15 protein-coding genes are annotated in these 12070 nt (G+C 66.2%); 12 read left to right on the forward strand and 3 right to left on the reverse strand.

Annotation, left to right across the window (positions count from 1 at the left end; genetic code table 11):
* The first annotated feature begins 31 nt into the window (after window positions 1-31).
* The 11 genes from hemB to R3P93_RS15985 all read left to right on the forward strand — a co-directional run bounded on the left by hemB (window position 32) and on the right by R3P93_RS15985 (window position 7052).
* The gene (gene hemB / locus R3P93_RS15935) at window positions 32-1006 is read left to right on the forward strand and encodes a porphobilinogen synthase (protein WP_317533420.1); all 975 of its coding nucleotides are present in this window, start codon (window positions 32-34) and stop codon (window positions 1004-1006) included.
* Window positions 1003-1626, forward strand: coding sequence for a hypothetical protein (locus R3P93_RS15940; protein WP_317533421.1), 624 nt, complete (start codon window positions 1003-1005; stop codon window positions 1624-1626). Before hemB ends, R3P93_RS15940 begins: the two co-directional genes overlap by 4 nt.
* An 80-nt stretch (window positions 1627-1706) precedes the next feature.
* Window positions 1707-1880 carry a hypothetical protein gene (locus R3P93_RS15945; RefSeq protein WP_317533422.1) on the forward strand — a complete coding sequence of 58 codons (174 nt, stop codon included), beginning with the start codon at window positions 1707-1709 and terminating at the stop codon, window positions 1878-1880.
* A 70-nt stretch (window positions 1881-1950) separates the two neighbouring features.
* Window positions 1951-2391: a hypothetical protein gene (locus R3P93_RS15950; RefSeq protein WP_317533423.1), complete on the forward strand. Its 441-nt coding sequence runs from the start codon at window positions 1951-1953 to the stop codon at window positions 2389-2391.
* 13 nt (window positions 2392-2404) lie between these two features.
* Complete coding sequence (locus tag R3P93_RS15955) at window positions 2405-2893, forward strand: hypothetical protein (protein WP_317533424.1); 489 nt, start codon at window positions 2405-2407, stop codon at window positions 2891-2893.
* Window positions 2890-3141 carry a hypothetical protein gene (locus R3P93_RS15960; protein WP_317533425.1) on the forward strand — a complete coding sequence of 84 codons (252 nt, stop codon included), beginning with the start codon at window positions 2890-2892 and terminating at the stop codon, window positions 3139-3141. Before R3P93_RS15955 ends, R3P93_RS15960 begins: the two co-directional genes overlap by 4 nt.
* 16 nt (window positions 3142-3157) lie before the next feature.
* A complete protein-coding gene (locus R3P93_RS15965; protein WP_032393890.1) occupies window positions 3158-3439 on the forward strand; it encodes a metal-sensitive transcriptional regulator in 282 nt (93 codons plus the stop codon).
* Window positions 3440-3458: 19 nt separating this feature from the next.
* Window positions 3459-3662, forward strand: coding sequence for a heavy-metal-associated domain-containing protein (locus R3P93_RS15970; RefSeq protein ID WP_269595737.1), 204 nt, complete (start codon window positions 3459-3461; stop codon window positions 3660-3662).
* An 88-nt stretch (window positions 3663-3750) separates the two neighbouring features.
* The gene (locus tag R3P93_RS15975) at window positions 3751-4968 is read left to right on the forward strand and encodes a PQQ-dependent sugar dehydrogenase (protein WP_317533426.1); all 1218 of its coding nucleotides are present in this window, start codon (window positions 3751-3753) and stop codon (window positions 4966-4968) included.
* Between the two features lie 111 nt (window positions 4969-5079).
* A complete protein-coding gene (locus R3P93_RS15980) occupies window positions 5080-6255 on the forward strand; it encodes a PQQ-dependent sugar dehydrogenase (RefSeq protein ID WP_317533427.1) in 1176 nt (391 codons plus the stop codon).
* On the forward strand, window positions 6255-7052 hold the full coding sequence (locus R3P93_RS15985) for a cyclase family protein (RefSeq protein ID WP_317533428.1): 798 nt from the start codon (window positions 6255-6257) through the stop codon (window positions 7050-7052). Before R3P93_RS15980 ends, R3P93_RS15985 begins: the two co-directional genes overlap by 1 nt.
* 31 nt (window positions 7053-7083) lie before the next feature.
* Here the strand turns inward: R3P93_RS15985 and R3P93_RS15990 are convergent, their stop codons facing one another.
* The 3 genes from R3P93_RS15990 to R3P93_RS16000 are packed head-to-tail and all read right to left on the reverse strand — an operon-like array spanning window position 7084 to window position 10691.
* Window positions 7084-9051, reverse strand: a complete 1968-nt coding sequence (locus tag R3P93_RS15990) for an acyl-CoA dehydrogenase family protein (RefSeq protein WP_317533429.1) — start codon at window positions 9049-9051, stop codon at window positions 7084-7086.
* 43 nt (window positions 9052-9094) lie between these two features.
* The gene (locus R3P93_RS15995; protein WP_317533430.1) at window positions 9095-9301 is read right to left on the reverse strand and encodes an inositol 2-dehydrogenase; all 207 of its coding nucleotides are present in this window, start codon (window positions 9299-9301) and stop codon (window positions 9095-9097) included.
* Between the two features lie 46 nt (window positions 9302-9347).
* Window positions 9348-10691, reverse strand: a complete 1344-nt coding sequence (locus R3P93_RS16000) for a serine hydrolase (RefSeq protein ID WP_317533431.1) — start codon at window positions 10689-10691, stop codon at window positions 9348-9350.
* 72 nt (window positions 10692-10763) lie between these two features.
* On the opposite strand from R3P93_RS16000, the gene R3P93_RS16005 reads away from it, so the two are divergent.
* On the forward strand, window positions 10764-12050 hold the full coding sequence (locus R3P93_RS16005) for an adenosylmethionine--8-amino-7-oxononanoate transaminase (RefSeq protein ID WP_317533450.1): 1287 nt from the start codon (window positions 10764-10766) through the stop codon (window positions 12048-12050).
* The last annotated feature ends 20 nt before the right edge of the window (window positions 12051-12070 follow it).

Raw genomic sequence — 12070 nt, forward strand, 5'->3', positions numbered from 1 at the left:
CCGAGTAGCACCCGGTCCGTAAGGAGTTCGCTTGTTCCCCACCGACCGTCCCCGACGCCTGCGCCGTACCCCGGCACTGCGTCGACTCGTGGCCGAGACCTCGCTCGAGCCACGGCATCTGGTGCTGCCGATGTTCGTGGCCGACGGCATCGGCGAGCCTCGGGCGATCAGCTCGATGCCGGGGGTGTATCAGCACACGCTGGATTCGCTGAGCGCTGCAGCCGAAGAGGCCGTCGCGGCCGGCGTCGGCGGCGTCATGCTGTTCGGGGTACCGAGGACCGAGGACAAGGACGAGACCGGCTCGGGTGCAACCGACCCGGACGGAATTCTCAATCGGGGTCTGGCGCGGCTGAAGACCGACCTCGGGGATTCGACCGTCATCATGGCCGACACCTGCCTGGACGAGTTCACCTCCCACGGGCACTGCGGAGTCCTGGGGGAGAACGGATCCATCGACAACGACGCCACCCTGCTGCGGTACGTCGACATGGCCGTCGCGCAGGCGGAGTCCGGTGCGCACCTGCTCGGACCCAGCGGAATGATGGACGGGCAGGTCGGTGCCATCCGCGCCGGACTGGACGCAGCCGGACACGTCGAGGTCGGTCAGCTGGCGTACTCGGCGAAGTACGCCTCGGCGTTCTACGGTCCTTTCCGCGAAGCCGTCGGCTCGTCGCTGCAGGGCGATCGCCGGACGTACCAGCAGGACGCAGCCAACCGTCGTGAGGCCACCCACGAAGTAGAGCTCGATCTCGCCGAGGGTGCCGACATGGTGATGGTCAAGCCGGCCATGTCGTATCTCGATATTCTTCGCGACGTCGCCGAGATGTCACCGGTTCCGGTTGCGGCGTACCAGATCTCCGGGGAATATGCCATGATCACCGCCGCCGCTCAGAACGGGTGGATCGACCGCGACGCAGCGGTACTGGAATCGCTCGTCGGCATCCGGCGCGCCGGTGCCGATGTCGTACTGACCTATTGGGCTACCGAAGTGGCGGGCTGGTTGTGAACGAATATCCTCCGAACAACAACCCCGACAGCAACACCCCGGGTAACCAACCGCCGCAGCCGGATTGGCAGCGCTGGGAGATGGAGCACGGGTTCCCGCAGCCAGGACCGGAGCTGGAGCCGACCCCGCGTCCGGCCCCCGTCGACGTCGAGACCGCTCGCCACCTGTGGTGGGGAGTGGCGCTGATCGGAGCGCTCTCGGCACTGTTCTCGGTGTGGACGCTGTTCGGGGCGCGCGAGGAATTTGCGCAGTCCTTGCTCGACGACCTCGCAGCGCAGGACGCGGCCGCCGACATGACGGTGGAGTCCACGCAGTCGATGGTGACGGTGATGCTCGTCGTCACGGTGTTCGTCGTACTCGGTTTCGGGGCGTTGTTCCTGTTCTGGGTCAAGCGGATGCGTGCGGGCAAGATGTGGGCGCGCATGCTGCTCACCGTCATCGGATCGTTCACCGTGTTCACCACGGTCCTGGAACTGTTCTCGATCGCGTCGAGCGCGGGCGCGATGAACATCGTGATGAGTGTGCTCGGCATCGGTCAGGGAGTGCTGGCCGCCGGGGCGATCTACCTGATGCACCGTCGGGAATCCAACGAATACTTCGTCGCTTCGGGAGAGCGATAGTTTCGGGCGTGTTCTCGGCGGCGGTACCGACTGTGTGACTAGCATCACTCTCGATATCTTCTCGAGTGATCGGAACCGACATGGCAGACAACATCCCTGCAGCAGCGAGCATGGCGCAGCCGACCGCAGTACCGGCCGTCGACCGCGAGCCCTGTCCCGCCGAGAGCGGTCGCCCCGGCTGGGCCCTACTGGGGCTGCTGCTCGCCGTCTCGGCCGCCATCGCGATCATGGCGCTGGGAATCTCTGCAGGCTGAGCGCGTCGCGTCGGCGCAGAATTTCTGCCGGCCGGACTCACAGCTCGCCGACGGTGGCAGGATGTCTGGCGTGAGCGCAGACACCGACGCACCGACCGCCCGGCCCCGAGTGGTATCCGCCGCCTACTGGCTGTGGTTGTCCTCGGCGGTGCTGCTGATCGTCCTGTGCATGATCGCCCTGACGCTGCCGGCCGATCAGATCCGCGCATCGTTCACCACCGGCGGTGCGACCGACGAACAGATCGACTCCTTCCTGACGGTGTTCCGCGGACTCGGCGTCATCTTCGGAGTGGTCGGCTTGGCCGTCGGTCTGATGTCGGGCCCCGTCCGCGCCGGAGACCGCAGGTTCCGACGCGCCCTGGTGGCACTGTCCGGAGCCGTGGCGCTGCTGCTGACGTTCGCCGCGCTGGTGTTTCCGTTCGTGCTGCTGGTGATCACCGTTGCGCTGGTGGTCGCAGCCGTTCTGGTCTACCGGCCGTCGGCGCGGGAGTGGTTCGTCCGTGAGCAGTGAGATGAACAGTGACATGAACAGCGAGACTCCCATCGACGAGCCCGTGCTCTTCCACGAGCCCGGTGGTCGGTGGCGCATGCTGGCGTGGGGGCCGGTGTTCTGCCTGGTGGTACTCGCAGTCGAACTCGCATCGGGACCGGTGATCCACTGGTTCGCACTCGCACTGTTCTCGTTGATCCTCCTCGGTCTCACGTACGTCCAGCTGCGCGCCGCGCGGATGCACGTGAGCGTCGAACTCACCACGCGTCGGCTGCGGCAGGGGACCGAGACCGTCGATCTGGACGAGATCGACGACATACTGCCGCCGGCGGAGTACGCCGACGGCGACTACGAGCCGAAGAGGTGGGAGACCGCGCGGGTACTCGGGGAGCTGTCGGGTGTGCCGCGCAAGCGTCACGGCATCGGGCTGCGGCTGGTGGGCGGTGGGCTGGTGCAGGCCTGGGCGAAGGACGACGACGGTCTGCGTGCGGCTCTGGAGACGGCGAAGCGGGAGTACCTGTGAGGAAGTCCCTCGGGTGGGCGGAGCTGGGGCTGGCTCTGCTCGCGGTGATCGGAGCTGTGGCGTGCTGGAATGCGGGCGTGCGCACCACCGAGTTTCCCGCGGTTGCCGACGTGTCCCCGGCATATTCGGGGACGTTCTACTCGGGGTCCTGGATCGCGCTGGCCGCTCTGGTCGTCACGGCGGCCGCACTGTTGATGGTCGACGGCGTCCGTCGGGTCCTCTCGGGACGTGCACCCCATACCGGGTAGGGGTATGGTGGGCGTTATGAGCAGCTACAGCGCCGAGCAGGACGATCTGCTGAAGCGATTGCGCCGAATCGAGGGCCAAGTGGCCGGCATTTCGCGAATGGTCGCAGACGACCGCTATTGCATCGATGTCCTCACCCAGGTGTCTGCGGTGACCAAGGCGCTGCAGTCGGTCTCGTTGAAGCTGCTCGACGCCCACCTCGCAGGATGCGTCGTGGAAGCCGCGAAACACGGCGGACCCGAGGCGGACGCGAAAGTGAAAGAGGCCTCCGAGGCCATCGCGCGCCTGGTTCGTTCCTGACGGAAGAGGGGAAATTCAGATGCAGACGACGTATTCGGTCGAGGGCATGACGTGCGGGCATTGCGCCGCGTCGGTGAAAGAAGAAGTCTCGGAGATCGCAGGAGTCACCGGCGTTGACGTCGATGTGGATTCCGGGGCAGTCGTGGTGAGCAGCGATTCGGCGCTCGATGACGCGACGGTGGACGCCGCGGTCGTCGAAGCCGGGTATCGACTGGTGTCCTGAGCACGATTGCGATCCGTCGGTGGTTCGGAAGTCGCGAAAACGGTGATACCGGAGGAATGGGACTTACCGAACATCGTCAGGAGAGCTCGTGAAGAAACCGGTCACCGGCGCAGCGGTCATCGCCATGAGCGTGGCCTTGGTAGCGGCCTGCTCGACGGACACCACCGAACAGGGCAGCAGTGCAGAGCCGACCGAGTCGTCCGCGACCTCGTCGTCGCAGGGCTCCGATTCCGACGCTGCTCCCTCCCCGGCCGCGCCTACCGGACCGCTGCCGAACCTGTCGGTCACCACCGTGCTCGACGGCCTCGACAAGCCCTGGGACGTGGTGGTTGCTCCCGATGGCACGGTGCTGACCGGAGAGCGCTCCGGTCGGTTCGTCATCCGCGACTCCGCAGGAGTCCAGCGTGAACTGAACGCGGACCTCGGTGATCTCTACGCCGCCGGTGAGACCGGGCTCATGGGTATCGCACTGGCGGTGGATTTCGAGTCCTCTCGAACCGTGTTCACCTGCCAGGGGCGCCAGGGTAGCGGCGAGAACAGCATTGCCGTCGTGTCGTGGACCGTCGATCCGGGGTGGACTGCCCTGACGAGAACCGGCACTGTCGTCGACGACATTCCGGTCGCCGACGGCGGACGGCACGGAGGCTGCCGAATCTTGGCCCACCCTGACGGCACTCTGTACATCGGCACCGGCGACAACGCGAACCCGACATTTCCTCAGGATCGGAACTCACTGGGCGGCAAGGTGTTACACGTCAACGCCGATGGCACCGCCGCAGCCGACGCGCCGGATCGCATCTTCACTCTCGGTCACCGCAATGTGCAGGGACTGGCGATCCGTCCCGGCACCGATCAGATCTTCGAGGTCGAGCAGGGGACGAGCCGGGACGACGAGCTGAACCTGTTGGTGCCAGGCGGAAACTACGGCTACAGCCCCGATCGACGCCCGTCGGTCTACGACGAATCGGTCCCCATGACCGATCCCGATCGGGTTCCCGGTGCCCTGCCTGCAGTGTGGAGTTCGGGTGATCCGACCATCGCCACCCCCGACGTCACGTTCACCGACGGTGAGCAGTGGGGCTCCTGGAACGGTGCCGCGGTGATCTCGAGTCAGCAGGGGCAGAAGCTCGTCTTCCTGGCCTTGTCGGAGGACGGAACCGAGTACGTCGCCGAGGCGGAGGCACTGGACGGCACCTACGGCAGGTTGCGTTCGCTCACCCCCTTCGGAACCGACGGCGGCTTCCTGCTCACCACCGACAACGGATCCGACGATCAGGTGCTGCTCGTCACGCCCGAGGTCGGCTGACCGCCGACCAGCGAATTGCGTCGTGAGTCGGCGAGCATCCCCTCGACTGTGTTTAAAATCATGTGATATCGGTCATATCGGACCGGTCGCGGATCGTCGTCAGGAGTGTGGATGAACAAGCTGGTGTCCAGTTCCGGAGTACTCGCCGCCAGCGTCTTCCTGACGCTCGCGGCTACGACCACCGCGACGGCACAGGCCGATCCGCTACCCGGCCTGACGGTCACCACCGTGCTCGACGGACTCGCGAAACCGTGGGACGCGGTGGTCGCGCCCGACGGAACGGTGCTGACCGGGGAGCGTTCCGGCCGGTTCGTGATCCGCGCCGTCGACGGGACCGTCCGCGACCTCGCCGCCGATCTCGACGACCTCTACGCGTCCGGCGAGACGGGCCTCATGGGCATCGCCCTCGCGACGGATTTTGCAGCATCCAGAACCATCTACACCTGCCAGGGCGTACAGGGCTCCGCAGGCGGAACCGGTAGCGCCGGAACAGGAAGTGCCGGCGGCCGCAGCGACAACCACATCGCCGTGCTCTCGTGGACCGTCGATCCGGAGTGGACCGCACTGACGCGCACCGGCACCCTCGTCGATGACATTCCCGTCGCCGACGGCGGTCGCCACGGCGGCTGCAGAATTCTGGCCCACCCCGACGGCACCCTGTACGTCGGCACCGGAGACACGGCGTCGCCGACGGTTCCGCAGGATCGGAACTCGTTGGGCGGCAAGGTTCTACATATCAATGCCGACGGTTCTCCGGCCGCGGGATCACCGGATCGCATCTTCACTCTGGGGCATCGAAACGTGCAGGGCTTGGCGATTCGTCCCGGCACCGATCAGATCTACGAGGTGGAGCAGGGCACCTCCCGAGACGACGAGCTGAACCTGCTGGTGCCCGGCGGCAACTACGGATACCGCCCCGATCGACTTCCGTTCATCTACGACGAGTCGGTACCGATGACCGATCCCACCCGCGTGCCCGGAGCACTCGCCGCGGTGTGGAGCTCGGGTAGCCCCGCCATCGCCACGCCCGGTCTGACCTTCGCGGACGGCGCTAGTTGGGGTTCCTGGAACGGGGCCGCAGTGATATCGAGTCAGCAGGAAGAGAAGCTCGTGTTTCTCAAGCTGTCCGAGGACGGCACAGAATTCGTCGACGAGGCCGACGCCCTGGTGGGTACCTACGGACGACTGCGCTCACTCACCAGCTTCGGCGGCGCCGGCGCATTCCTGCTGACCACCGACAACGGATCGGACGACAAAGTTCTGCTCGTCACCCCCGCTGCCGACTGATGTGCGGCCCAGAGGTCGTCGAGACAGTTAACCGCAGAATCGGACGTAGGGCACTGTTCGGGTCGTTGGGGGCCGCCGCGTTGACCGTTGCGACGGCCGGAGCGGTGCGCGCCGAACCCGTTGTGGCGTCGGCGATTCCAGCGGGCCGACTCGTGGACCTGACCCACACCCTGAGCTCGACCTTCCCGGTGTGGCCGGGGAGCGAACCGTTCTCGATGCGGCCGGTCGCCGCCTACGAGTTGGGCGGCTTCCTGGTGAACAAGCTCTCGTACTGGGAGCACACGGGCACGCACATCGACGCCCCGGCACACCGCGTTCGCGGCGGCGCGACGGCCGACATCCTGCCCCTCGAAGATCTGATCGCTCCGCTGGTCGTACTGGACATCTCGGCCAGGGCAGCATCGGATCCAGAAGCTGTGGTGACGACCGAGGACATCGCGCAGTGGGAGCGCGAGCACGGTCGAATACCTGATCGCGCATTGGTGGCGATGCACAGCCGATGGCAGAACAGGCTTGCCGAGCGTGCTGCCCCCGGCTTCGGCGCAGACGCGGCACAGATGCTGGTGCGCGAGCGCAACGTCGTCGGGATCGGCGTCGACACTCTGAGCCTCGACCGCATGAACGACCGCGAATACCCGGCTCACACAGCAGTTCTCGGGGCAGGCCGATACGGAGTCGAGGCACTGGCGAATCTGGACGCGGTGCCCCCGGCAGGGGCGACGGTCGTCGTCGGCGCACCGAAGCACGCGGGCGCGACCGGCGGACCCTGCCGGGTCTTCGCGATAGTTCCCGGCTGACCCGGGTTTCCGGCTGAACCCCGGCTACGCGTCAGTGCGCGTGGCTGGGGTTCGCGGCCGGCTCTTCCTCGGTTCCCGCCCCTGGCTCTCCGAGCATCGCGGCACCGACCAACGCGTCGGGTACTCCGAAGCCGTCGACGAGCAGTTCGGCGTGCGGACGCAGCGTGCGGCACCGCTCGTTGATGGCACGGGTGACGGCCTTGGATCGCTCGGTGGACAGGTAGCGGTGCTCGATGAACCAGGCCTTGTCCGCCTCGATCACCGACAGCGCGTACAGGTCGCAGACCTCGTCGAGCAGTTCCTTGGTGGTGGCGTCCTCGCAGGATTCGATGCCGGCGATGAACGCCTCGAAGATGATCCGATCGATGTGCGCACTCGCTGCATGCAGCACGTGATCCTGCACCGCGTTGAACGCCTCGAAAGGAGTGGTGTCCTTGGACTTCGACTGCAACCGGCGCGCGACGGTGGAGAGCAGGTACTCCTCACGATCTTCGAACATCTTGACCTGGGTGCCGCGGTTGAACAGCGAGCCCTCCTCCTCGTTGTCCTGACGGCGGTCGAGGATGGTCTGCATGATCGCCTGAGCCGCAGTGCGTTTGACGACGCGGTCGCCCACCATGTCGGCGGCGAACTTGACCCATTCGACCGGGCTCATGGACTTGACGTCGTCGGCGTACGCGGTGAGCAGTTCCTTGGCCACCAGCTGCGTCAGCACATGGTTGTCGCCCTCGAACGTGGTGAACACATCGGTGTCGGCCTTGAGGGAGATCAACCGGTTCTCGGCGAGATAGCCTGCGCCGCCGCAGGCTTCGCGGGCTTCCTGGATCGCGGCGGTCGCATGCCAGGTGTTCGCGGCCTTGAGACCTGCCGCCCTTGACTCGAGCTCGCGCTGCTCCTCGGCGTCGGGGTTGTCCGCGGTCTGCAGCTCGTGCATCTTCGACACGAGCTCGTTCTGCGCGAACTGCAGGGCGTAGGACTTGGCGATGAGCGGGAACAGTCGACGCTGATGCACCAGGTAGTCCATGATCAGGACCTCCTGATCGGAATCCGGTGCGGCGAACTGCCTGCGCTGCAACGCATATCGCGTCGCGATGTCGAGGGCGACGCGGGCCGCTGCAGCGGCGCTGCCGCCGACCGTGACGCGACCGCGGATCAACGTTCCGAGCATCGTGAAGAACCGTCGAGACTTGTTCTCGATGGGGGAGGAGTACGTACCGTCGTCGGACACATCGGCGTACTTGTTGAGCAGGTTGTCTCGCGGGATGCGGACGTGATCGAACATCAGGCGGCCGTTGTCGACGCCGGGGAGACCGCCCTTGTACTGACAGTCCGAGGTGGTGACACCGGGCAGGTCGTCACCGTTCTCGTCGCGGAGCGGAACGAAGAAGCAGTGCACACCGTGGCTCTCGGGCTCCTCGCCCGGGCCTGCAGTGATGAGCTGAGCGAACACCGCTGCGACGGTCGCGGTCTCGGCGGCACCGCCGATGTAGTCCTTGCGCGAGGACGGCGTCGGCGAGTTGATGACGAACTCGTCCGTCTTCGGGTCGTACGTGGCCGTGGTCTCGAGGGACTGCACGTCGCTGCCGTGTCCGGTCTCCGTCATGGCGAAGCAGCCGAGCAGATCGAGACTGATGATCTTGGGGACGTAGGCCTCGTGGTGGCGTTCGGTGCCGAGATTCTCTATGGCACCGCCGAACAGCCCCCACTGGACGCCGGCCTTGACCATCAGGGAGAGGTCGCTCATCGCGAGCATTTCGATCATCGTCACGGCGGCGCCGACGTCTCCGGTGCCGCCGTGCTCCTTCTTGAAGCCGTTGTCGGCTGCACCGGCAGCGGCGAGCAACTTGAGCTGCTCCATTGCCTTGGTGCGGGCGATGACGGTGTTCGGCGTGTAGTGCGGACGGAACTCGTCGCGTGCAAGTTGCTGACGCGCCTGGTTCTTCACATCTCGCCAGCGGCCGTCCAGAGTGTTCCGAAGGTGATCCGTTGTGGTTGCCATACTCGACGGTAACCTTTTGCGGCCGCCTGTGAAGGCCGGAAAGTCAGACCGGCCAGACGAATTCTCGGAACACGGCCCGGCAGCTGCGCCAGAAGCCCTTTTTCGCGTACGGACCGTCGCGGAACAACGACGCGCAGTTGTCCTCCATGGCCCTGTTCACCAGGGGACTGAAGTCGGTTAACTCACCGACCAGGAACTCCTTGAAACCCTCCGGCCACGCGTGCTGGGCTGGTTCGTGTTGTGCCTCCACGACCGCGAGTGTAATGCAGCGGTAACACCGATGTTACAAATCCCAATCATTTCAGCAGCGCGAACGCCTGCTGCGCGACGAGGAACGCGTAGCTGGACGGAATCAGATCGATCGCGCCGTCGGCCCGGAACTGCTCGGTCACGATCCAGTCCTGGCCGGCCGCGTCCGTGGCGAGGAATGCGCCGGCCAGATCACCGGGAGCGCTGCCGCCCTTGAAGCCCGAGTACGGCCACAGCGCCGCGTCGAGCTGCACGCCCGGGGTGATCGCGAGAATGCGGCGGTTCTCCTCCGCTCCCGGGCCGTTGGCCAGATAACCCATGGCAGCGCAGACGTCCTGCGCATTGGCGAACCATTCGACACCGTCCGCCGACGCCGGATTGTCGAGGAAGTTCGCGAAGTCGATCTCGAGCGGCCTCGCGTCCGCCCGTTCGAGCAGCTCTGCCCGAGTGGCGGGGTCGGCTCCGGACCACTCTTCTCGCATGTCGGGATCGCCGAATCCGATGACGAAGAACTGCCGGGTATCCATCATCGGCGTCATGACGGACGGGTCGTGATGACCCATGACGCCGAGTTGGCGTTCGACCCGGTCGCGGCCGAGGCGTTGCATCAGCAGGTCGGTTGCGGTGTTGTCGGACAACGAGATCATCTTCTCGGCCGCCTCCCGAACCGACACCTTCGTGCCGTCGGGCAGATTCTGCAGTTCACCCGACGGCGCGCTCTTGGTGGCATCACGAACGGTGAGCTGGTCTTCCCAGCGGATGTTGCCTGCGTCGATCTCGTCGGTGAGCGCGCCGAGAACGTACAGCTTGAACACCGATCCGAGGGGAAGCACCGAGTCCGCGTTGACGGAGTAGATCGATTCGCAGTCGCCGCCGTTGAGCCGAGACGCGCTGTAGGAATAGTTCGGGGCGACCTTCGACAGTGCCGCATCGAGATCGTCGAACGACGAGATCGTGGGGGTGTCCGGCCGGGCCAGGAAGCCGTCGAGCTTGCCGTCGGTGCCGATCGACGTCGTGATCGTGGCCGGGATGCCCGCGGTGGTGAAGTGCAGGACGCCGGAGTTCGGACCGGCCTCGAAGCTCGTGGCCACGTTCGGTGCGCCTGCCCGCAACTGTTCGAGTGGGGCGGCGAGCCCACCCAGCGGTGCGACGGCCTCGGCCAGCTCGGGGCCGGTGACTGCCTCGACCTCGGCGGGGTCGGGTGTGTTCTCGGCGTTGATCCACCGCAGGATGCGTTCGTTGACTGCGCCCACGGGAGTGGAGGTATCGACGGCGAAGTCCGGAGCGGTCGTGGTGGGCACGGGCGCAGCGGACGTGCCCCCGCAGGCGGAGAGCGCCAGAGTGGCGGCAACGACCACTCCCACGATTCTCGTCACGGTGCGCGTCGTCATGCTGCGATGCTAATGGATTCGGACATTTCGCCACCCGTCCAGTCTCGGTACGGCCGGACGGGCGCTGTGGCAATGTGCTCTGGCGTGCTGACTTCCGAAGACGTCCGTCGAATCGACTCCGACCATCTCTGGCACCCCTACAGCCGGTTCCCGGCGGATGCGACGCCGCTGCTGGTCGACAGCGCGTCGGGAGTGCGACTGACGTTGGCCGACGGCAGGCAACTCGTCGACGGCATGAGCTCGTGGTGGGCGGCGGTGCACGGCTACCGGCATCCGGTGCTCGACGCCGCCGCGCACGATCAGCTGGGTCGAATGAGCCACGTCATGTTCGGCGGACTGACACATGCTCCGGCGGCCAGGTTGGCCGAACTGCTGGTCGACATCACCCCCGCAGGGCTCGAGAAGGTGTTCCTCGCCGATTCCGGATCGGTCTCGGTGGAGGTCGCGGTGAAGATGGCGCTGCAGTACTGGCGCGGACGCGGCGAGAACGGTCGCACTCGGCTGTTGACCTGGCGCGGCGGATACCACGGAGACACGTTCGCGCCGATGAGCGTCTGCGACCCGGACGGCGGCATGCACACGCTGTGGACCGATGTGCTCGCGAAGCAGGTGTTCGCTCCTGCTCCGCCCGCGGAGTTCGACGCCGGCTACGTCGCCGAATTCGAGTGGGTACTCGCCGAGCACGCGCACGAACTGGCGGCGATCATCGTCGAGCCGATCGTGCAGGGCGCAGGCGGAATGCGGTTCCACGACGCGCGCTATCTGCTGGAACTGCGCCGATTGGCCGACGAGTACGGGGTATTGCTGATCTTCGACGAGATCGCAACCGGATTCGGTCGGACCGGGGAGCTCTTCGCCGCCGATCACGCAGGTGTCGCGCCCGACATCATGTGCATCGGCAAGGCATTGACCGGCGGATATCTGACCTTGGCGGCGACGCTGTGCACCACCGAGGTGGCCGAAACCGTATCGGGCGGCGAGGCCGGGGGTCTGATGCACGGGCCGACGTTCATGGGTAATCCACTGGCGTGTGCGATCGCGGTGGCGTCGGTGGAACTGCTGCTCTCGCGTAATTGGCGCGCCGAGGTCGCACGTCTGGCGTCGGGGTTGGCCGACGGCCTCGCGCCCGCCAGTTCCCTGCCGGGAGTCGCCGATGTTCGCGTTCTCGGCGGCATCGGCGTCGTCGAGATGCGCAGTCCGGTGGACATGGTTCGAGCCACGGCAGCGGCCGTCGACGCGGGTGTGTGGCTGCGGCCGTTCGGCTGTTTGGTCTACGCGATGCCGCCGTACATCTGCACCGAGGAGGACGTGGCGGCCATTGCAGGCGCGATGCTGGCGGTGGCCCGAAGCCATAATTGAACAGCGTTCAAGTATGGTGC

Origin of the sequence: Rhodococcus cerastii (assembly GCF_033042195.1) — a bacterium.
Taxonomy (GTDB): domain Bacteria; phylum Actinomycetota; class Actinomycetes; order Mycobacteriales; family Mycobacteriaceae; genus Rhodococcoides.

Bases quoted from the DNA above. Each gene is read 5' to 3' on its own strand.
- R3P93_RS15945 (WP_317533422.1), top strand. From the start codon at position 1,707: ATGGCAGACAACATCCCTGCAGCAGCGAGCATGGCGCAGCCGACCGCA.
- R3P93_RS15955 (WP_317533424.1), top strand. From the start codon at position 2,405: ATGAACAGCGAGACTCCCATCGACGAGCCCGTGCTCTTCCACGAGCCC.
- R3P93_RS15965 (WP_032393890.1), top strand. From the start codon at position 3,158: ATGAGCAGCTACAGCGCCGAGCAGGACGATCTGCTGAAGCGATTGCGC.
- R3P93_RS15970 (WP_269595737.1), top strand. From the start codon at position 3,459: ATGCAGACGACGTATTCGGTCGAGGGCATGACGTGCGGGCATTGCGCC.
- R3P93_RS15980 (WP_317533427.1), top strand. From the start codon at position 5,080: ATGAACAAGCTGGTGTCCAGTTCCGGAGTACTCGCCGCCAGCGTCTTC.
- R3P93_RS15985 (WP_317533428.1), top strand. From the start codon at position 6,255: ATGTGCGGCCCAGAGGTCGTCGAGACAGTTAACCGCAGAATCGGACGT.
- R3P93_RS15990 (WP_317533429.1), bottom strand. From the start codon at position 9,051: ATGGCAACCACAACGGATCACCTTCGGAACACTCTGGACGGCCGCTGG.
- R3P93_RS16000 (WP_317533431.1), bottom strand. From the start codon at position 10,691: ATGACGACGCGCACCGTGACGAGAATCGTGGGAGTGGTCGTTGCCGCC.
- R3P93_RS16005 (WP_317533450.1), top strand. From the start codon at position 10,764: ATGTGCTCTGGCGTGCTGACTTCCGAAGACGTCCGTCGAATCGACTCC.